Genomic DNA, 20,809 nt, shown 5'->3' on the forward strand with positions numbered 1-20,809 from the left:
CCTCATATATCGCGCTCGAACTAACAGACCGGAGTTATCGTTGAATGTATTCGTAACTTTCGTCAGATTTGTTGCGTTTACCTACGTACTTATCTTCAAAGTTTGGGGACCACACTGCGCTCGCATCTTGGTTTTGGTTCCAATCAAAAGCGGTAAAACGGTGTACCATTTTCCAAACACCATTACGACGTTCAAAACGGTACAGGTGACGACCACCTAAAATGCCTTCTTTGTCCACGCCATCTTCTTCATGCACGTGGTACGCCCACACATAGCTCTCTGCAGTTGCTGTATCACCATCCACTTCGATGAGAACGTTGCTGATGCGGTGCTGTGTAATTTTGATCGCTTCAAACCCTTTCATTGCTGGTTCAACAAAAGCGTGGGCATTGTCGTTATAGAAAAACAAATCTGGGAAGATTGGGTCCTGATGGTCTTCGATAGCATCTTCCCAGTAAGTGGACTTCATCAGCTCTGCGTCCATACGGTCTAAAGAGCGAGCATGACGGAAAATCACTTCAGTAATATCTTGTTTATCAAGTAGTAGTTGCAGTTTTTGTTGCATGTCCATAAGCGCCTCCATTGGCAAATCAATCTTGGTTAATCTTTCTTACCGATTTGTCTTTCGGCTTGGGATGTATCTTAGAACCAACCAATATCGACTAAAACTGAGCTACAATGACTAGCATCTATGCTTTTTTGGAATAATTGAGAACGCTAATGGACCAACTAAGTGCAATGCGCGCCTTTGTTCGAGTGGTACAAACGGGCAGCTTTTCTGCCACAGGTCGTGAGATGAATACCTCACAAACGACGATCAGTAAAAAAGTGGCCGCGTTAGAAAAGAAAATCGGCGTCAAACTCCTCGCTCGAAGCAGTCGCAATCATGCTTTAACGCCTGCGGGCTCGAAGTATTATCAAACTTGCGTTGATATTTTAGGTGAACTGGATGAAGCTGAGGCAAGATCGGAGGTGGCTTCTCCACAGGGAACGATTCGCATCTCAGCACCAGTAGCGTTTGGTCGCATTCTGCTTGCCCCTATCATGGCAGAGTTTTTCCAACGTTATCCTGATATCAAAGTGGATTTACAGCTCAGTGACCAGCACACCGACTTGATCAGTGATGGGATAGATGTCGCAATTCGAGCTAAACAACTGGAAGACTCGACGCTGATTGCTCGCCATTTGTTTGATAACCCAATGCTGGTTTTAGCGGCGCCGAGTTATCTACAACAGCACGGTGAACCCAAAACTCCTGAAGACTTAAAACAACACAATTGTTTGGTTTATTCACGGATGAAAGACATTAACGTATGGAGCTTTACCAAGCAAAATCAAAAACATGCCGTCGCGGTAAATGGTAATTTTCAAAGCGACAATGGGGATGTATTACTAGAGGTCGCATTAACTGGAATGGGGATTGTCATTCTTCCGATTTGGATGGTTGAACATCACTTAAAAGAAGGGCGACTGACGCAATTGATGAGCGACTACACAGGGCAAAATTTACCATTCAATGCGGTGTACTTACAAAGCCGTTATACACCTCTTAAGGTTCGCTGCTTGATTGATTATCTCAAAGAAAAGCTTCCCAACGGCGAGTAGAAACAAAAAAGCGCAGAGCCAAAACTGTGCGCTTTTACATTGTAAATTGAACGTTTAACTGTTCGTTTTGATGAGGACATCAGTATGACTTTACTAATCACAGTGAACAGAGCATTTAATCAAAGTCCCATGAGAAGCCAACACTAACATCGCCATCGTCGTTCGACTGCATGCGAGTTTTAATGTTGCTGTTTGGAAAATGCGTGATGTAGCACTCGACGTTTTTCTTTTTGTTCGCATCGGCAAGAGATGTGAATTGCTCTTCTGTCCCTCGCGTACATTTATCATCGGTAAACGCGTCATGTTTTGGCGTTGTATCCAGCGCGTATGGAGAACTCTCCCATGAATTGCTCTCTTCGAGGTTGTAGTCTTTGGCCAAATCATCCAAAAAAATACCCTCAGCTAAGCTAGGAGCAGATACCGTTAGCAACGTCGTTGTAAAAAAAATCGCCTTATTCATTCCCCGTACCTTTATTCATCAATTTTATAAATCCACTTGGCAACATTAAATACTCGCATTAAGAAAAGCAATAAAAACTTATCGTAAAACGATAAGTTTTTATTGCGATATTATTTTTAACTGATTAGGATGAGCGAAAATTAAATCTGATATGAGGTTTGTCATGTCTCAACATTCCATAAGCAACTTTAGTCGTAAGCTACTTATCCTATTTTGGTTTTCTATGATCTTCACGGTTGTGCTCAATACCGTCTTTTGGTTTGGGGCAACTATGTTTGATGCGGAGTGGTTTCACGCCACCTTTCCTATTGAAGTGGCGCTCCCTCTTTCCGTTACGCGTTCTATAATTGGCTACTTCCCAAGCATGATCTCAACACTACTGACAGTGGCCTTACTGTGGCAGCTCATCGTCCTTTTCCGTTTGTATGAGAAAGGGCAGATTTTTGAACGCCAAAATACGGAGTGTTTCAAGAAACTCAGCTACTTACTGATCGCAACACCGTTTATTGAAGTCACGATGGACGTGCTTCTTAGCTTGGCTTTGTCGTACAATGACGGGAATTGGAATGTGTCAGCGGAAGTAGACGATAGCGACATTACTATGATGGTCATCGGTTTTATTGTCCGAGTCATCGCTGTAGTGATGGATAGAGCAGTCGAGCTACAAGAAGAAAGTGAGCTGACAATTTAAGTGAATGGTATATGGCGATTGTAATCAACTTGGATGTAATGCTGGCAAAACGGAAGATGCGCTCTAATGAACTAGCGAAGCTCATTGGTATTACTGAACAAAACTTATCGGTACTCAAAAATGGTCGTGCTAAGGCGGTTAAGTTAGCCACTTTGGAAGCCATATGTACGCATTTAAATTGCCAACCAGGTGATATTTTAGAGTTTGTGCCGGATGACGACGATTAACACCCTTAATCCCTAATCAGCTTAAATAAAAACCGAAGCATTACGCTTCGGTTTTTTGCTTTTATTAATATGGTTTGATGGCACTCTCTGGTGTGCTTACTAAATTCAATTACTTAGTGTAGAAAGCGCGTTTTAGTGCCATTTCCAGACCGCGCACTTCAGCCAGGCCTTTCAAGCGACCGATGGCTGAGTAGCCTGGGTTGGTCTTCTTCTTCAAATCATCCAGCATTTGGTGACCATGGTCAGGACGCATTGGGATCAAACGGTGATCGCCCACTTCTGCGCGGCGTTGTTCTTCATCCAGAATCGCCATCACCACGTTGTACATATCCACATCACCATCTAGGTGAGCCGCTTCGTGGAATGTCATCGGGTTGCTTTCTTCACGCTTGGTTGAACGCAAGTGAGTGAAGTAAACACGATCGCCATGCTTTTTGATCATCTTAACTAGGTCGTTGTCACCACGCACACCGTAAGAACCGGTACACATGGTTAAACCGTTCATCTTGCTCGGTACTTTTTCGGTTAACCAGTCGATGTCTTCGATGGTTGAAACGATGCGCGGCAAACCAAGAATTGGGCGCGGTGGATCGTCTGGGTGTACGGCTAGCTTCAAACCATGCGCTTCACACACTGGCATTAACTCCGCCAAGAAGTACGCCATGTGCTCACGTAGTTTGTCTTTGCTGATACCAGCGTAGCGGTCCAATTGTGCTTGGAACTCTTCTAACGTGTAACCTTCTTCTGCACCTGGCAGACCAGCAATGATGTTGCTTGTCAGTTGTTGAATTTGCTCCGCCGTCATGTTGTTGAAGTACTCAAGCGCTTGAGCTTGCTCAGCTTCGGTGTAATCCGCCTCTGCGCCCGGCGTTTAAGAATGTGCAGCTCAAATGCCGCAAATGCGATTTGGTCAAAGCGTAGCGCTTTAGAGCCATCCGGCATTTCAAATTCTAGGTCAGTACGTGTCCAGTCTAGTACTGGCATAAAGTTGTAGCAGACCGTATCTACGCCGCACTCTGCAAGATTACGCAACGTTTGTTTGTAGTTGTCGATCCACTGTTGGAAGTTGCCCGTCTGAGTTTTGATTTCTTCGTGAACAGGAACACTTTCAACCACTGACCACGTTAAGCCTTTCTCTTCGATGATGGCTTTACGTTTTAAAATCTCTTCTTTCGACCACACTTCACCATTTGGAATGTGGTGCAAGGCATTCACGATGCCTGTTGCGCCTGCTTGACGAATATCGTCTAGCGACACTGGGTCATTCGGACCGTACCAACGCCAAGTTTGTTCCATGACACTCACCTTTTTTAAGACGCACTCAGCCCGCTCGAATAATTCAAGCTAAGTGCACAACGACTTCTTAATATGCAGCCACGACAATGCAGCTGCGCTGACTAGAGCCGACCGAGGCCGGCAATGTGGTTAACCGTTTTCAGCACCCTGCAGAACAACAGGGTTGGAACTGAATAAGTAACCATCAAAATTCGGGTCATCGATGTCAGACAGCTCCAACAGGCGCTGTTTAACGTTTTCAAGGTGTTGCCACATGGCATTTTTTGCAGCAATTGGATCTTTACGCTGCAATGCGGCGAGGATTTTGGCGTGATCGTCTAACCACTCTTCACGGTAGTCTTGACCAGCAATGCGGGAATGAAGTTTCTTCCACATTGGGCTGCTCTCGCGTCGCTCCCAAGATTGCTTCAGCATGTCCACCAGCACAGAGTTTTGAGTGGCCTCTGCAATGCACATGTGAAACTTTTCATCACCGTTGCAATCCGTGGTGCCACTAGCGAGTTCATCTCGTTCTAACTCTAGGGCTGCACGCATTTTCACGATGTCGCCAGGCGTTACTTGCATCGCTGCAAATTCCGCAATGTTACTTTCAAGCAACTGGCGAGCTTGGAGCATTTCAAACGGACCTGCGTCATCGCTGATCACGTTCTCACGGGAGTTTGGTTGAGATGGAATATTGATGACATACACCCCAGAACCTTTCTTCACTTCGACAAGGTTTTCCAGCTCCAGCATGATGATCGCTTCACGCACTACTGTGCGGCTAACGTCGAGACGTTCTGCGATATCGCGCTCAGGCGGCAACCTATCTCCGACCTTGTAGTGGCCGTTGATGAGTTCTTGTCTAAGGACTAAACCGATCTCTTGATACGGTCTTTTCGGTTCAAAAGGCATCATGATGATATTATCACTATATTGCATCTAACTTCTCACGCCATCATAACGACCAATAACAATTGGTCAACCTCTATGTACCAGAATGTGGTAACACCTTGTTTTCGATTGTTTATTACTAATTACTTTGTGAATTACTTAACTGCTTTGATCTTCTCAACCAGTTCATTTAATTCAGGATTTGTCTTTTCTAGGTCCGCATACATTGGTTGAACCGCTTCAGCAAATGCTGCTTTATTTGGCTCCACAAATGTCACGCCCATCTTCTCTGCTTTCGCGCGCTCTTTCGCTTCAGACTCAGCCCATAGCTTCTTCATGTATTCCGAAGAGTCTGCTGCTGCTTTCATCAGCGCTTGTTGCTGCTCTGGCGTTAGCTTGTCATACGTCTTAGTAGAGATAACCAAGATGTCTGGCACCATGGTGTGCTCGTCTAGGCTGAAGTATTTCGATACCTCACTGTGACGGCTCAAGCTAAACGATGGGATGTTGTTTTCAGCAGCATCCACCACGCCTTGCTGCAAGGCCGTGTAGAGCTCACCGTATGCCAATGGTGTTGGGTTACCGCCTAACGCTTTTACCATCGCAATCGCAGATGGGCTCGGCTGTACGCGCACTTTCAGGCCTTTTAGATCTTCCGGCGTATTGATTGGCTTGTTGGTATAGAAGCTACGAGCGCCCGCGTCGTAGTAAGTCACACCAATAAAGCCGCTATCCGCAGAAGAATTCAGGATTTCACGCCCCACTTCACCGTCTGTCACTTTGTAGTAGTGGTCTTTATCGCGGAACAAGTAAGGCATGTTGAATGCTGCGTAAGCTGGGGAGAAAGCTTCCAATTCTGCCGCGTTGCTCTTCACCATATCTAGAGCGCCGTTTTGCATTAGCTCCATGGATTCACGCTGTGTGCCTAGCTGCGCATCTGGGTAAATGCGGATACGAACTTCACCATCTGTCATTTCACGAACTTCTTTTGCCATAAAGTCCATTGCTTTATGTACAGCATGGTCACGAGGGTGGTTGTGACTCAGCTTCAAAGTGGTCGCAGCATAAGCAGAAGCGGTGGCGCCAAAGGTCATTGCAGCACCGACTACAGCGCTTAAAAGAGTCTTACGCGTCATCATTGTTCTATTCTCCTTGGATTGGTTGTCCAATATGTAGGGTAGTTTTAATTTTTCACGGTATTTCTGTTTCGAGGCCATTATTGGCGATCAAAAAACCCACCGTCAAAACAAAAATACAAATTGATTGACCAAAATCACAATAGCAATCGTTAAATTGGTCAACCAATCCATTTGTGAACCCGCTCACGGACAACCAAAGTGGCTAACTTATAATCCACTCAGAAAGATTAGCGTATGTTACTGCCCTACACAGAAACACATTCTTACATTGGTAAACCAATTGTTATGAGATACGCGTATTTACTGAAAGGAAACTAAAATGAACAAATTGGTCAAATACATAAACAGAGGGTTGGCCGCCTTTACCGTCTCTCTCTCGACCTTCCTCGTTTTTTGCGTGGTCTGGCAAGTGCTATCTCGTTACGTCATTGGTAGACCAAGTACCGTAACCGATGAGCTTGCTCGGTATCTCTTTATGTGGGTAGCCCTTATCGGTGCCGCTTACACCACAGGTCTTAAACGTCACCTTGCTATCGATTTATTAACAATGAAACTGCAAGGCAAGCGCAAACTCATCAATGAAATCGTCATCCAAGTTGCCATTGCACTGTTCTCTTACGTGGTGTTGGTTCATGGCGGTACACAACTCGCACTGAAAACACTGGCAACTGGCCAGTTAACACCAGCGCTCGGCTTGGAAATGGGCTACATCTACTTCTGCCTACCAATCAGTGGCGCACTGATGATCTTCTACTCTGCGGTATTTGCTTTCGACCGTGTAAAACAATTGACGTCTGGTGAAGCCCTACTCACCGACACCCAGCTTGATTAATAGAGGGTTCCACAATGGAATGGCAATTAATTCTCACCCTGTTCGGTAGCTTCGCGGTCTTATTGACGATTGGCGTACCGGTTTCTTTCGCTATCGGTTTGTCATCGCTAGCCACTATTTTAATGAGCTTACCGCTAGAACCTGCGATCGCCGTTGTGGCGCAGCGTATGGCGGCAGGCCTTGATAACTTTGCTCTACTAGCAATCCCGTTCTTTATCTTGGCGGGTAACATCATGAACCAAGGTGGTATCGCACTGCGTCTTATCAACTTTGCAAAAGTGCTCGGTGGCCGCCTTCCTGGTTCACTCGCACACGTGAACGTAATGGCAAACATGATGTTTGGTTCGATTTCTGGCTCTGCGGTAGCGTCTGCAGCAGCGGTTGGCGGCACCATGTCTCCTCTGCAAAAGAAAGATGGCTACGATGAAAACTTCTCTGCAGCAGTGAACATCACTTCTTGCCCATCTGGTTTGCTGATTCCACCAAGTAACACACTGATCGTGTTCTCATTGGTGTCTGGTGGTACGTCTATCGCGGCATTGTTCCTAGCGGGTTACATTCCTGGCATCTTGATGGGTCTAAGCATCATGGTGGTAGCAGGTATCATTGCAAAACGTCGTGGCTACCCTGTGGCTGAGCGCCCTTCTCTGGCAATGGTTTGGAATACCTTCTTGAAAGCGGCACCATCTCTGGCACTGATTGTGATCATCATGGGCGGCATCATTGGCGGTATCTTCACAGCAACAGAAGCGTCTGCTATCGCCGTTATGTATACCTTTGTGCTGGCAGTGCTTATTTACCGCGAAGTGAAATGGCGTGACATTCCAAAGATCATCCTAGAATCTGCGGTGACAACCTCTATCGTATTGCTACTGGTTGGCGCATCAATGGGCATGTCTTGGGCGATGGCGAACGCTGATATTCCTTACATGATCGCAGATGCTCTACTAGCAATTTCTGATAACCCACTGATGATTCTACTGATCATCAACATCATTCTGTTGATTGTCGGCATCTTCATGGATATGACACCAGCGGTACTGATCTTTACGCCTATCTTCCTGCCAATCGCACTGGATATGGGTATTGACCCTGTACACTTCGGCATCATGATGACCTTCAACTTGGCTATCGGTATCTGTACCCCACCAGTAGGTAGCGCGTTGTTCATCGGTTGTTCTGTGGCAAACGTTGCCATCGACAAAGTGATTAAGCCTCTACTTCCATTCTACGTTGCACTGATTGCAGCACTAATGGCCGTGACCTTTATTCCTCAGCTAAGCCTGTTCTTGCCTAACCTTGTTCTTGGCTACTAAGCGCTTGGTTATAAGTTTTAGATTACGAATTATTAAAATACACCATCCCGCAGGTTCGCCTGCGGGAGAAGGGATACCACAATGAAGACTATTTCCAATTCCACTCTGAATGACCACGTTCTGCTTCCGGACTACGACCGCTCAACACTTAAAAGCCGTATTGTTCACCTTGGTTTCGGTGCTTTCCACCGCGCACACCAAGCTCTATTCACCAATGAAATGTTGAGCAAAACGGGCTCTGACTGGGGCATTTGCGAAATCAACCTATTTGGTGGTGAAGACTTAATTCAATCGCTGCGCGCGCAAGATCACCTCTACACTGTGGCAGAGAAAGGCGCAGAATCGACTGAGGTAAAAGTGATTGGCTCAGTGACTGAATCACTCCACCCAAGCCTCGACAGCATTCAAGCGGTGCTAGAAAAAATGGCAGGGCCACAAGTGGCGATCGTTTCAATGACGATTACCGAGAAAGGCTACTGCGCCGACCCAGCGACAGGCACACTTGATAAAAACAACCCGCTAGTCATTGCTGACCTTGCCAACCCAACGGAGCCAAAATCGGCACTGGGTTACATCGTGCAAGCACTGAAGATGCGCCGTGAACGCGGTCTGACGCCATTTACCGTGATGTCTTGCGATAACGTGCAAGAGAACGGTCACGTAGCAAAAGCTGCGGTACTTGAGTTTGCTCAACTGCTCGACCCAGAATTGCGCGACTGGATTGAAACCAACGTTACCTTCCCTTGCACCATGGTTGACCGCATTGTGCCAGCAGCAACCGAAGAGACGCTGACCGAAATCGCTGAACTGCTTGGTTGTGAAGACCCATGTGGCATCGCTTGTGAACCATTCCGCCAATGGGTTATCGAGGATAACTTTGTGGCTGGTCGTCCAGATTGGAACGTGGCTGGCGCAGAATTTGTTGCCGACGTTGTGCCTTACGAAGAAATGAAGCTGCGCATGCTAAATGGTAGCCACTCGTTCCTAGCCTACTTAGGCTACCTTGGCGGTTACGCGCACATCTCTGACACCATGACAGATGAAGGCTACCGCAAAGCGGCATTCGACATGATGATGCAAGCACAAGCCCCTTCTCTGACCATGCCAGAAGGCACCGATTTAGAAGGCTACGCCAAGCTGCTTATCGAGCGCTTCACTAACCCAAGCTTGAAACACAAAACATGGCAAATCGCGATGGATGGCAGCCAGAAGATCCCACAACGCATGGGTGGCAGCTTACGATTCCATCTTGCTCAAGGTTCTAACTTCTCATGGTTGGCAACAGCGATTGCAGGTTGGATGCGCTACGTATCTGGCGCGGACGAGCAAGGCAACGACATTGATGTTCGCGATCCAATGGCAGAGACATTACGTCAGATTTGCGACCAACACGGCTTGAACGTTTCCGTTGTGCCTGCGTTGCTCGCTGTTGAAGCCATCTTCCCTGCAGAGCTTGGTCAAAACCCACAAGTGATTGATGCGGTGAGCAGTGCTTACCAATCGCTAATCGATAACGGTGCTCGTGCCACTGTCGCTGCGTTGTAATAGGAGTTAACGATGAAGAATTTCTTGTGTGAAAACTTTTTACTCTCAAACGAAACTGCACGTCGCTTGTACCATGAGCATGCGTTCCACCAGCCAATTTATGATTACCACTGCCACCTAAATCCAGCAGAAGTGGCGCAAAATCGTCAGTTCGATAACTTGGGTCAAATCTGGCTTGAAGGCGATCACTACAAATGGCGTGGCATGCGCTCGGCAGGCATTGAAGAGCGTTTGATTACGGGTGATGCGAGCGATTACGACAAATACATGGCGTGGGCGAAGACCGTTCCTCAAACCTTGGGCAACCCACTTTACCACTGGACGCACTTAGAACTGCGTCGCCCATTCGGCATTACCAATACGCTGTTTAGCCCAGACACCGCTGACCAAATTTGGCATCAATGCAATGAGCTACTTGCGACACCTGAATTTACGGCTCGTGGCATCATGCAGCAAATGAACGTCGTAATGGCGGGCACAACCGATGACCCTATTGATTCACTGGAACACCATAAAGCTATCGCAGAAGACGACACCTTGAACGTCAAAGTGCTGCCGAGCTGGCGTCCGGATAAAGCGTTTAAGATTGAATTGGACGTGTTTGCGGATTACATGCACAAACTGGGCGAAGTAGCAGACATTGAGATCCGCCGCTTTGATGATTTATTAAGTGCGCTTGATAAACGTTTGGCACACTTCGATGCACATGGCTGTCGTGCGGCAGACCACGGCATTGAGATCGTCCGTTACGCGCCGATCCCAAGCGAGGCTGATTTAGATGCGTTGCTGGCCCGTCGTTTGAATGACGAAGTGTTGTCCGAGCTTGAATGTGCGCAGTTCTCTACCGCGGTTCAAGTTTGGCTCGGCAAACGCTACGCGCAATTGGGTTGGGTAATGCAGCTACATATTGGCGCGCAGCGCAACAACAGCACACGCATGTTCCAACTGTTAGGTGCCGACGCTGGCTTTGACTCGATTGGCGATCGCCCATTTGCTTTTGAACTAGCACATCTACTGGATGAAATGGACCAAACCAACGAGCTCCCTCGCACCATTCTTTACTGTTTGAACCCTCGTGATAACGAAATGATGGCGACTATGATTGGTAACTTCCAAGGTGGCGGCATCGCGGGCAAAGTGCAGTTTGGTTCAGGTTGGTGGTTCAACGACCAGAAAGACGGCATGCAACGCCAAATGGAACAGCTTTCTCAGCTTGGTTTGCTCAGCCAATTCGTCGGCATGTTAACGGACTCGCGCAGCTTCTTGTCTTACACTCGCCACGAATACTTCCGCCGCATCTTGTGTGACATGGTCGGTCGTTGGGCAGAGAACGGCGAAGTTCCTAATGACCTATCGTTGCTTGGCCCTATGGTCGAAGACATCTGTTTTGGTAACGCAAAACGCTACTTTGAAGAGAGGGCGTAACCAATGAAGCACATCGCCATTATTGGTGAATGTATGATTGAGCTGAATGGCAAACCGTTCGGCTCAATGCATCAAACATTTGGTGGAGATACGCTCAACGCAGCGGTTTATTTGAGCCGCGGCTGCGAAGCCAATAACAAACCTGATGAAGTCAAGGTTTCTTACGTTACCGCACTTGGCAATGACCCAATCAGTACGGGCATGTTGACTCGCTGGGAAGACGAAGGCGTATCAACAGACTTAGTGCTGCGCGATGAGACTCGCACGCCGGGTTTGTACTTGATTCAGCTTGATGACCAAGGCGAGCGTACGTTCCTATATTGGCGTAACCAATCAGCTGCGCGTTACTTACTTCAACATCCAAACTTTGGACTGGTTAAGCAAGCATTAACTCAAGTGGATACTGTGTTTCTCAGCGGTATCTCTTTGGCCATCTTGCCAGAAGAAGATCGAATTTCACTGCTCAACTTATTGGTCGAACTAAAAGCTCAAGGCGTTGAAGTCGCGTTTGATAGTAACTTCCGGCCAGCACTATGGCCTCAAGACGATAATCAAACCGTCAAAAACGTTTACCAAGCCATGTATCAACTGACGGACGTTGCCTTAGTGACTTTTGATGATGAGCAATTGATCTGGGGTGACGAAGCACCAGAGCAAACCATTGAACGCCTCACCTCTCTTGGCGTGGGCAAATGCATCGTCAAGCTCGGCGCAGATGGCTGCTTGGTTCAAGACTCAACAAATCAGGGTTCGAGCGCGGCTCTGGCTCCACAAGCCGTGCCAACCCAACCTATCGCTCAAGTGGTGGACACCACATCGGCGGGCGACTCATTCAATGGTGGCTTTTTATCGGCTTACCTTGCTGGCGCCGATCTCGCGACCTCATGTCAAAGAGGCAACGCGCTGGCAGGTGCTGTGATTCAACATCGCGGTGCCATCATTCCCAAAGCATTCACACAACCGGCGCTTGGCGTCGTTTAAGGAACACTCATGTCTAGCATTAAAGAACAATTGAAAGCTCTGAAAGTCATCCCTGTTATCGCCATTGATAAAGCAGAAGACATTATCCCATTGGGTAAAGTACTGGCAGAAAACGGACTACCAGCAGCTGAAATCACTTTCCGTTCAGCAGCGGCTGCAGAAGCGATTCGCCTATTGCGTGAAACCCAGCCAGACATGCTGATTGGCGCAGGTACGGTACTGAACCGCGAGCAAGCAATTGCTGCAAAAGAAGCAGGCGCAACCTTTATCGTATCGCCTGGCTTTAACCCAAATACCGTTAAGGCGTGCCAAGAAATCGGGATTGATATCGTACCGGGTGTGAACAACCCAAGCACAGTTGAAGCTGCACTGGAAATGGGGTTAACCACCTTGAAGTTCTTCCCTGCCGAAGCGTCTGGCGGCATCAACATGGTGAAATCACTGCTTGCACCATACACCGACATCGAACTGATGCCTACTGGTGGCATTAACCCTGCGAACATCAAAGATTACTTAGCTATCCCGCGCGTATTGGCATGTGGTGGTACGTGGATGGTAGACAAGAAACTGATCGAAGCGGGCAACTGGGAAGAACTTGCACGCCTAACTCGCGAAGCAGTAGCACTTGTGAATGAGTAATAATTGGTAAGTAACCTCAAGACTTTTGGGTGACCCCTTAGCAATTTAGATAAAGTGCCCAGCCCTCCCTTTGTGGAGGGCTGATTCGTTAAAAACGTAGATCAATTGATTGGGTTATCGCGGTAAGTAGATTCCTGCTCTCGCCTAGGCTCGTCGGAATGACGATATGACAAATATCTCCCTATTCGTCATCCTGAAAAGCGAGGCACGAGCGTGATTCAGGATCTACTCACAGAGTGAATCAAACTCTAAAATGACAGCTACTTTGAAGGGTACTAACTTGCTAGCTAATGACTCAAAGAACAGCACTCTAGGGAAATAAATGGAAAACTGGTTAGCACAAGGCATTGGTGGCATCGCATTTATGGTTGGCGTGATGGCATTCTGGCAAAAAGACGACATGCGCTTTCGCTATCAGATGATGGCGTTTTGTTTCATCATGGGTATTCACTTTACCCTAATGGGCGCAACCGTCGCTGCCATTGGCGTGATCATTAATGGCATTCGCAGTTTCGCCTCAATCAAAACCCAATCACGCAAAGTGATGTGGTTCTTCATTGCTCTTATGTGGCTGATGACCCTGCCAAACATCACTCACTTTTTTGAGTTACTCACTGTAATCGGATCGTCCGTCGCCACTTGGGCGCTCTTTTCCAAACAAGGCATCACTCTACGCAGCTTAATTTTGTTTAATTCCTTCTGCTGGGTCAGCCACAATATTTGGCTTGGCTCTATCGGTGGTTCATTGGTCGAGAGTACATTTATCATCACCAACTTACTGACCATATATCGCTTGTATCTATCGAGTAAAAATAATAACCAGACACAAACTTTAAATCAGGGCTAATGTATTTAGCCCTTTTTCTCATCTGGTAATAATTTTGGAGTAAACGATAACAGCCATAGCACTACATAGAATTTGGAAGCGACATAACATAAACGTAAGACACTGATTTTTAATAATTTAAATAACAACAAATAGACTACAAAACTAAGGTTACATTTAATTTGGTCAACCTATTTTTAATTATATATTGAGTTAAATCACCTAAATAAAAAATATGGTGATCCAAATCTTCAGTTTAATTTATTTTGGTTAACCAAAATTGCGCTAATTACTAATATTGGTCTGGAAAACAACTATACCAACATTAGGACAGCGACATGAAACGTCTTACCCAACTCACTCCTATCGCAGTGGCGCTTGTTCTCGCAGGGTGTAATTCATCCGACGATGACAACAGCTATGTTCAACCAGAAGTCTTCTCTCGAGTACACGACGTGCTCAGCGTCGACGGTTATCAATTTAGAGATTCCAATGGCAACGGAACGTTAGAACCGTTTGAAGACTGGCGTCTCACACCGGAAGAGCGCGCCGCTGATCTTGTTAGCCGAATGACGCTTGAAGAGAAAGCCGGCATGATGCTTATCGACACACTAAATTCCGGTGAAGGCGGAGTCGTCACAAGCAAAGGTCAGGACATGATCGCCGATGCTCAGATGACTCGTTTTATCTTCCGTAACAACGTGGTGGAAACACCAGAAAACGCGCCAAACTGTGATAGCGGACGCTCTGGCTGCCAGATTTCATCCAAAGAAGCGGCAACTTTCATGAACAGTGTTCAAGAGCTGCGAGAGAAAACCCGCATGGGTATCCCTGCTCTATTTAAGTCCAATGCACGCAACCACATCGACCCATCTGCAAAAGCGGGTATCAACGTCTCTTCGGGTGCATTCTCGGCTTGGCCAAAAGAAGCTGGACTTGCAGCCACTCGCGATATGGCGCTGATTGAAGAGTTTGCGGGCATCATGAATGAAGAATGGTCATCGATTGGTTTACGCAGTATGTATGGCTACATGATGGACTTGGCGACAGAGCCTCGTTGGTACCGTGTGCATGAAACCTTTACAGAAGACGCGGATCTTGCGGCAGATATCATGCGCTCTTTGATCAACGGTCTACAAGGTGATGGAGCTATTGACCAAGATAGCATCGCCCTTACGATCAAACACTTCCCTGGTGGTGGCCCTCAAGAAAACGGCGGTGATCCTCACTACGACTTTGGGCAAAACCAAGTCTATCCAAAAGACAACTTTGATTATCACTTGATCCCGTTTATTGCCGCGATTGATGCTGGTGCCTCTTCCATCATGCCTTATTACGGCATACCTGTAGATCAAAAGTGGATGCCAAACGATGTAGGCATGTCCTTCTCTAAAGGTATTGTGACCGATCTGCTGCGTGGTGAGCTGGGCTATACCGGCAACGTAAATTCCGATACCGGTATCATCGGCGACCGAGCATGGGGTGTGGAAGATAAAACCATCGACGAACAAGTTGCGATGGTTATCGAAGCTGGCGTCGACGTTCTCTCTGGCTTTAACGATAAAGACGTCATCGTCAATCTGGTCAACAAAGGACTGATTGACGAAGAGCGCGTCGATCTTTCAGTGACTCGTCTGGTCAAAGAGCAGTTCCAACTGGGCTTGTTTGAAAACACGTATGTGGACGTCGATAAAGCCCAAGAAATCTTAGGCAACGCCGAACATCAAGAACGTGCAGACTACGCTCAGAAGAAATCAGTGGTTCTGCTGCAAAACACAGACAAGACACTGCCGCTCGCCAAACCAAGCGCCGACAAAGCAGTTTCGCTCTACGTGATGGGTATGGATGAAACCATCGCTGGTGACGAGCGCTATGGCTTTGATGTGACCTCAGGTGATTATGAAGATGGTGAAGCTCGCCCACCAGTACCAGCAGGCACCGATTACGCCGTTATTCGCGTGCGTGTTTCCAATGAAGGTGCGGACCCTGAGCTTATCTTTGGCGGTGCAAACCCAGATGAACTCGACCTGCTGGCATTCAGCCAAATGGCAACCGCAGCATCTTGGAAAATTGAGCCAAGTCTGACCGATATCCAAGCTGTCATGAGTGAAGTTGGCGCAGAAAATACCGTGCTTTCGATTAACTTCCGTCAACCGTTTGTATTGGATGACGCAAGTAACATGAAAAAGTCGGGCGCAATCTTAGCCACCTTCGGTGTATCAGACAGCAACTTAATGGAAGTCCTTTCAGGCAACTTTGCTCCTCAAGGCAAGCTTCCATTTGCACTGGCAAACAGCGCGCAAGCGATTTTAAACCAGCACTCTGACTACCCAGGTTATGACGAAGCCGACACCTTGTACGAATTCGGTCACGGGCTAAGTTACGAATAACCTTTTACCCACCTAACAAGGCAGTGTCTCGGCGCTGCCTTTGTTGGATCTACTTTAGGAATAAACCATGGAACACATACTGCAGTTAGACTGGGTTGACCAAAGCATTCCCCATAAAGTTTGGGTTGAACAATACTACGATGGATGCCGTATTTGCCTCAAAGTCGTCAAGGATGTTGAGCCAGAAATGCTCTCATTGATTGTGCCTAACATTGATGTGAAAAGCGTTCGTCAAGCATGGCAAGGTAAAGCGATCAACGTTACACCTGCTTATGATGATGGCGTACTTTTCACTCAAACCCGTTCACTGTTCAACCTCCCTCATGGTTGCGTGATTTGGGCAGTGACTCATATCAAGATGCAAAATGGTTTGAAGATGTCCGCAGACAAACTCTGTTTTGTACCAAAACACTCAAAGCAAGATTCTCGCTTTCAACAAGAGCATCATGCTGAGGCTTGTTAAATCAGTCAGGTCAGCCTAACCGCTGACCTTGTTTTTGTTTATTCTTGAAGGTTAATCTCTGAGCTTACATTTCATAAGAGGAGCCTCATATCCCCATTGAACGGCAACGATTCCTTCGTCCTCGTATTGAACTTTTTCGTTTCGACCCAAGAAGAGACCATCTTTATCTGAGGCTGCCATAAAAACGGAACTGTCACCAAACTCAGCCATCAGGGTAGTTGGATCCGTCATATAACGTGTTAGCACCACTTCTTTCGCTTTATTTCCGTCACAAGCGTAAAATTCCGCCCCAAAGTTACCGACGAGTCTATAACGCGTTTGAAGTTCTGCAATTCGGTATTCATATTCCTGCTTCAAACATTGTTCTTCATCATTACTCTTCCAACACTCATTTCGCCCTCGAATCCAACCAACTTGCTCAGCTTTCAGCGTGTGTTGACCAGCTTGTTTATCGTCCACCGCTTTCGCCTTTTTGTAGACTTCGGACATCTGTCTATCAAGCTGGCTCAACATTTCACTTTTACAAATGGCTTGCTCAGCTCCACTTAAAGAATCATTGTTGCAATCGAATGATGGACTGGCTGCACTAGTGCCAGCAGTGAAAAAACTCATCGTCAACGCCACTAAAATGTTGGATACCTTCATAGAATCTCTCCCTGATTTTCCGTCATCTTGAGTCTAGTCAACTTCTTTTTAAACTGAGAAACAGAGACTTGTTCAACATTTAAATGATGAAGTAAATAAGGCGAGTTCAGGCATGTGATGATTGCCGATAAACAAGCCTATATTTATCCCCAGATCCCAATGACAGTATTTGTGATATGGCTTCGAAAAGTTACTGAAAAAATAGAGGGGAATACAGCCAAGCATAGAGTAAACAAAGCATGGGGAAATTATTGCTTTTCTTTTGAAATCATACGCCTAACAAGCACCTTGCAATGCGCATTTAGTTTCATTTCGTCAGAGTTTTGTCAAGACTCGTTAAGCGGGCTGATCCACACATAAAACCTTCACACCACGGTCATAATCTAGGGTCTAAAATTACTCTTGAACTCGTGTCTACGGACGAAATTTTCAATCGCTATTGTGGGAGGTTGTAATGGAAAAATACTGTCCAGTTTGTCAAACCGAGATGATTGATCGCAGCAATTATTTCATCTGTCCGAGAAATAACATCGGCGAATGTGCTTACGACGGCTACGAGGACCACCACAGTCACTGCTGTCATGATAACCAAGAACACACTCATGAAAGAGAGTTGGTTACTTCGGTCTAAACAATCTTAGAAAAACGACGTATAAAAATGCCACTCAGTGTTGAGTGGCATTTTTAATAACAAAGCGTAGCTGATTTAATTAAGGGCAACTCAACGGGATAGTAGCCACCACATCACTATAATCATCTACCTTAACCGACACGTTATAACTATCGCCCTCAGTCGGAGTAGTACATGTAACCGCTACATCATACGTACCGTCTAGACTATTGAACTGAGCATCACCGAATGTTGCAATGCCCAATTGATTGATAATGCTACTCGCAAAGCGAACGCTAATATTATGTCCTCCATGCGTAATGATGTTGCCAGAGCTGTCTCGTAAGGTAACAGTTATCGTTGTTGAATCTGTTATCGAGGCAGGAGTCGCGCCACTTAGGGCAACATCGACTTGAGTAACAGTGAGCGACACCGTATTTGTCAGTACTAAATCCCCAACGGTAGCACTCACGACATAACTGCCAGCTGTATCTGCAGTAACTGACACCGTATACGTACCATCACCATTATCTACAGGAGTATCATAGCTTAGCCCCGTACCTTCCGGGCTCAACACCAAATCACCGTAGCTTTGTGTGTAAGCACTGCCATCAGCTTTCTTTAAAGCAACCGTGATAACTGCACTATGATCGCCACCCACACCAAAGGTAGAAATATCACTTGTATGGTAGACTGAGAATCACTTGGCGGTAACGCCTCAAATGTGAGGTTTAGCGTGCCAACGGTTCCTGAGTCATAGGTCGCAGTAACAGTGACCTCACCAACAACACTAGAGCTAATGTTGCTTGTGTACACCCCATCGCTAGTATTCACTAAATCAGTCATATCAGCAGAGCCCGCTGTGGTCGTGAGCTCAGGAATGTTCGATGCTGGAACAAACGCATTGCCAGCGTAGTCTTTCAGCGTGATGGTCAATTGAGCAGTACTACTGCCATCTGCCGCGATGGTGGTGATATCGGCTTGCAATGTCGACTGTGATAAATCAATGACGGCATTAAAAGTAAGCTCAATATCATTAGCCAACTCAGTGCCACCTATGCTCGCACCAAGGGTATAAGTACCTGCGTTCACTGTTGTAAAGACAGCCGTATACGAGCCATCACCGTTGTCTGTTTTTGATTCTTCCGTTACCCCACTAGGCACAGAGAATGAAATCTCCCCCGCAGACGATGTGTAATCAGCACCATTGGTGTCTTTTAGCTGAACCGTTACGGTGATCTGGTCACTACCATCTGCATTCGCGGAGTCTTTATCACGGCTGAACGCTGCTGCAGATAGATTTAAGACTTGAGCATAGGACAAAGAAATAGAGCTGGATAACTGGGTTCCCCCAATAGATACTCCTGCTGATTTAGTACCGGAGCTCGAACTAGAGAAACTCACAGTATAAGTACCATCACTATTATCTTGAGAAGTAACGACACTCACTCCTGCTGGTAATGAGAGCTCAAGAGTACCACCTGAACTTGTGTAGTTGTTACCTTCCGTATCTTTCAATTGAATAGTTACTGTGATCAGATCGGATCCGTCGGCATTGGCAGAGCTCTTGTCCGCGCTGAACGCTGTATTTGCTAGATCAAGGACAGGAGAAAATACGATGTCGATTGAATTACTCAATCTGTCGCCAGCTAAAGAGGCACCAATAGTAAAGCTCCCTGAAGTCGTACTTGAATACTTCGCCGTATAGCTTCCATCGCCGTTATCTGTCGAAGAGAGCAGAGTCAATCCTGAAGGTTCATCAAACGATAAAGTACCTGCGGAGCTCGTGTAGCTTTGCCCTTCAGAGTCTTTCAGTTGAACCGTCACCGTGATCTCTTCACTACCGTCGGCATTTGCAGAACTTTTATCACGAGTAAATTCAGTGTTGCTGAGGTCAAGAACTGGAGTAAATTCAAAGGAAATGGATTCAGCAAATTTACTGCCGTCCAGTGATGCTCCTACAGTGTAAGATCCTGAAGTCGAACTCTTGTATTTCACTGTGTAAGAGCCATCCCCATTATCTTGGCTACCAACCTGAGTTAACCCAGTTGGTGTATCGAATGTGACTGTACCGCCAGAGCTGGTGTAATCATTCCCTTCTTTGTCTTTTAGCTGCAAGGTGACAGTGATAACGTCAACGCCATCTGCACTAGCTGAACTCTTATCAGCTGAGAGATCTGCGCTGTCGGTATCTAACACCGGAGTAAACTCGATATCGATGTTATTAGATAGCGTACTACCGGCAATGGAAGCCGTGATATTGAAGGTTTGTGATACTTTACTAGTGAACACTGCGGTGTAAGTGCCGTCGCCATTATCTTGAGAAGACGCCAAAGTTAGCCCTGTGTGCTCGCCAAACGTAATTTCACCACCAGACGATGCATAGTCATTTCCATCCGCATCTTTGAGCTGAACAGTGACCGTTATTTGCTCACTTCCATCAGCATTGGCGGACACTTTATCTCGGCTAAACACGGCATTTGAGAAATCGATCACAGCCACAAATTCCACCGTAGCAGAGCCTCCTAATGCATTGCCATCAATCTCTCCGGAGATAACCACTTCTTGCGCTTTTGTTGAGGTTACTTTAGCGCTGTATGTGCCATCACCATTGGAGGTGATATCTGAGATGACTACCCCGTCAGATGGCTCAGCCGTCAATGTCAGAGTGCCGGAATTTGATTCGCGAGCCGTACCAAACTCATCACGTTCCTGAACAGTAATAATGATTTCTGCGACACCGTCCGCCAGCGCTTCTGTGTTCTCAGCAAAAACGAACGTTTGAAGGTAATCAATCGGCAATTCAGCAAGACAATATTCGTTAGAGCTCGGTAACTGAATATCAA

The 20,809-nt window shown here is 46.6% G+C and carries 20 protein-coding genes and 1 pseudogene; 13 read left to right on the forward strand and 8 right to left on the reverse strand.

Annotation, left to right across the window (positions count from 1 at the left end; genetic code table 11):
* Window positions 1-34: 34 nt before the first annotated feature.
* Window positions 35-571: a nuclear transport factor 2 family protein gene (locus KHO06_RS26120; protein WP_045415205.1), complete on the reverse strand. Its 537-nt coding sequence runs from the start codon at window positions 569-571 to the stop codon at window positions 35-37.
* 149 nt (window positions 572-720) lie between these two features.
* On the opposite strand from KHO06_RS26120, the gene KHO06_RS26125 reads away from it, so the two are divergent.
* Complete coding sequence (locus KHO06_RS26125) at window positions 721-1,605, forward strand: LysR family transcriptional regulator (protein WP_212582912.1); 885 nt, start codon at window positions 721-723, stop codon at window positions 1,603-1,605.
* Between the two features lie 115 nt (window positions 1,606-1,720).
* On the opposite strand, the gene KHO06_RS26130 is transcribed toward KHO06_RS26125, so the two are convergent.
* The gene (locus KHO06_RS26130) at window positions 1,721-2,065 is read right to left on the reverse strand and encodes a hypothetical protein (RefSeq protein WP_212582913.1); all 345 of its coding nucleotides are present in this window, start codon (window positions 2,063-2,065) and stop codon (window positions 1,721-1,723) included.
* Window positions 2,066-2,228: 163 nt separating this feature from the next.
* On the opposite strand from KHO06_RS26130, the gene KHO06_RS26135 reads away from it, so the two are divergent.
* Both KHO06_RS26135 and KHO06_RS26140 read left to right on the forward strand, forming a co-directional pair.
* A complete protein-coding gene (locus KHO06_RS26135) occupies window positions 2,229-2,756 on the forward strand; it encodes a DUF2975 domain-containing protein (protein ID WP_005449975.1) in 528 nt (175 codons plus the stop codon).
* An 11-nt stretch (window positions 2,757-2,767) separates the two neighbouring features.
* On the forward strand, window positions 2,768-2,983 hold the full coding sequence (locus tag KHO06_RS26140) for a helix-turn-helix transcriptional regulator (RefSeq protein WP_005429033.1): 216 nt from the start codon (window positions 2,768-2,770) through the stop codon (window positions 2,981-2,983).
* A 109-nt stretch (window positions 2,984-3,092) separates the two neighbouring features.
* Here the strand turns inward: KHO06_RS26140 and uxuA are convergent.
* The 3 genes and pseudogenes from uxuA to KHO06_RS26155 all read right to left on the reverse strand — a co-directional run bounded on the left by uxuA (window position 3,093) and on the right by KHO06_RS26155 (window position 6,291).
* A pseudogene (gene uxuA / locus KHO06_RS26145) lies at window positions 3,093-4,279 on the reverse strand (mannonate dehydratase).
* Window positions 4,280-4,408: 129 nt separating this feature from the next.
* On the reverse strand, window positions 4,409-5,200 hold the full coding sequence (locus KHO06_RS26150; protein ID WP_045416312.1) for an FCD domain-containing protein: 792 nt from the start codon (window positions 5,198-5,200) through the stop codon (window positions 4,409-4,411).
* Between the two features lie 107 nt (window positions 5,201-5,307).
* A complete protein-coding gene (locus KHO06_RS26155) occupies window positions 5,308-6,291 on the reverse strand; it encodes a TRAP transporter substrate-binding protein (RefSeq protein WP_212582914.1) in 984 nt (327 codons plus the stop codon).
* Window positions 6,292-6,610: 319 nt separating this feature from the next.
* On the opposite strand from KHO06_RS26155, the gene KHO06_RS26160 reads away from it, so the two are divergent.
* The 9 genes from KHO06_RS26160 (at window position 6,611) to KHO06_RS26200 (ending at window position 16,708) form a co-directional block, all read left to right on the forward strand.
* A complete protein-coding gene (locus KHO06_RS26160; protein ID WP_039840682.1) occupies window positions 6,611-7,123 on the forward strand; it encodes a TRAP transporter small permease in 513 nt (170 codons plus the stop codon).
* A 14-nt stretch (window positions 7,124-7,137) separates the two neighbouring features.
* Window positions 7,138-8,439, forward strand: coding sequence for a TRAP transporter large permease (locus tag KHO06_RS26165; RefSeq protein ID WP_005429026.1), 1,302 nt, complete (start codon window positions 7,138-7,140; stop codon window positions 8,437-8,439).
* A gap of 81 nt (window positions 8,440-8,520) precedes the next feature.
* Entirely contained in the window at window positions 8,521-9,984 is a 1,464-nt protein-coding gene (locus tag KHO06_RS26170; RefSeq protein ID WP_212582915.1) for a fructuronate reductase, read from the forward strand.
* Window positions 9,985-9,996: 12 nt separating this feature from the next.
* Window positions 9,997-11,409, forward strand: a complete 1,413-nt coding sequence (uxaC, locus tag KHO06_RS26175) for a glucuronate isomerase (RefSeq protein WP_212582916.1) — start codon at window positions 9,997-9,999, stop codon at window positions 11,407-11,409.
* 3 nt (window positions 11,410-11,412) lie between these two features.
* The gene (locus KHO06_RS26180; RefSeq protein WP_212582917.1) at window positions 11,413-12,390 is read left to right on the forward strand and encodes a sugar kinase; all 978 of its coding nucleotides are present in this window, start codon (window positions 11,413-11,415) and stop codon (window positions 12,388-12,390) included.
* A 9-nt stretch (window positions 12,391-12,399) separates the two neighbouring features.
* Window positions 12,400-13,029: a bifunctional 4-hydroxy-2-oxoglutarate aldolase/2-dehydro-3-deoxy-phosphogluconate aldolase gene (locus KHO06_RS26185; RefSeq protein WP_005429019.1), complete on the forward strand. Its 630-nt coding sequence runs from the start codon at window positions 12,400-12,402 to the stop codon at window positions 13,027-13,029.
* Between the two features lie 322 nt (window positions 13,030-13,351).
* Window positions 13,352-13,876, forward strand: a complete 525-nt coding sequence (locus KHO06_RS26190; protein WP_212582918.1) for a YgjV family protein — start codon at window positions 13,352-13,354, stop codon at window positions 13,874-13,876.
* A 317-nt stretch (window positions 13,877-14,193) separates the two neighbouring features.
* A complete protein-coding gene (locus KHO06_RS26195) occupies window positions 14,194-16,245 on the forward strand; it encodes a glycoside hydrolase family 3 N-terminal domain-containing protein (RefSeq protein ID WP_212582919.1) in 2,052 nt (683 codons plus the stop codon).
* A 67-nt stretch (window positions 16,246-16,312) separates the two neighbouring features.
* Window positions 16,313-16,708 carry a hypothetical protein gene (locus KHO06_RS26200; RefSeq protein WP_005429015.1) on the forward strand — a complete coding sequence of 132 codons (396 nt, stop codon included), beginning with the start codon at window positions 16,313-16,315 and terminating at the stop codon, window positions 16,706-16,708.
* Window positions 16,709-16,759: 51 nt separating this feature from the next.
* Here the strand turns inward: KHO06_RS26200 and KHO06_RS26205 are convergent, their stop codons facing one another.
* On the reverse strand, window positions 16,760-17,353 hold the full coding sequence (locus tag KHO06_RS26205) for a lysozyme inhibitor LprI family protein (protein WP_212582920.1): 594 nt from the start codon (window positions 17,351-17,353) through the stop codon (window positions 16,760-16,762).
* Between the two features lie 454 nt (window positions 17,354-17,807).
* Here KHO06_RS26205 and KHO06_RS26210 point away from each other — a divergent pair, with 454 nt between their 5' ends.
* Entirely contained in the window at window positions 17,808-17,984 is a 177-nt protein-coding gene (locus KHO06_RS26210; RefSeq protein ID WP_005429013.1) for a hypothetical protein, read from the forward strand.
* A 79-nt stretch (window positions 17,985-18,063) separates the two neighbouring features.
* Here KHO06_RS26210 and KHO06_RS26215 read toward each other — a convergent pair whose 3' ends face one another.
* Both KHO06_RS26215 and KHO06_RS26710 read right to left on the reverse strand, forming a co-directional pair.
* The gene (locus KHO06_RS26215; protein WP_212582921.1) at window positions 18,064-18,624 is read right to left on the reverse strand and encodes a hypothetical protein; all 561 of its coding nucleotides are present in this window, start codon (window positions 18,622-18,624) and stop codon (window positions 18,064-18,066) included.
* On the reverse strand, window positions 18,585-20,765 hold the full coding sequence (locus KHO06_RS26710) for an Ig-like domain-containing protein (RefSeq protein ID WP_244858467.1): 2,181 nt from the start codon (window positions 20,763-20,765) through the stop codon (window positions 18,585-18,587). The genes KHO06_RS26215 and KHO06_RS26710 overlap by 40 nt, the downstream gene beginning before the upstream one ends.
* Window positions 20,766-20,809 lie beyond the last annotated feature (44 nt).

Origin of the sequence: Vibrio sp. B1FIG11 (genome assembly GCF_905175335.1) — a bacterium.
GTDB lineage: Bacteria > Pseudomonadota > Gammaproteobacteria > Enterobacterales > Vibrionaceae > Vibrio > Vibrio campbellii.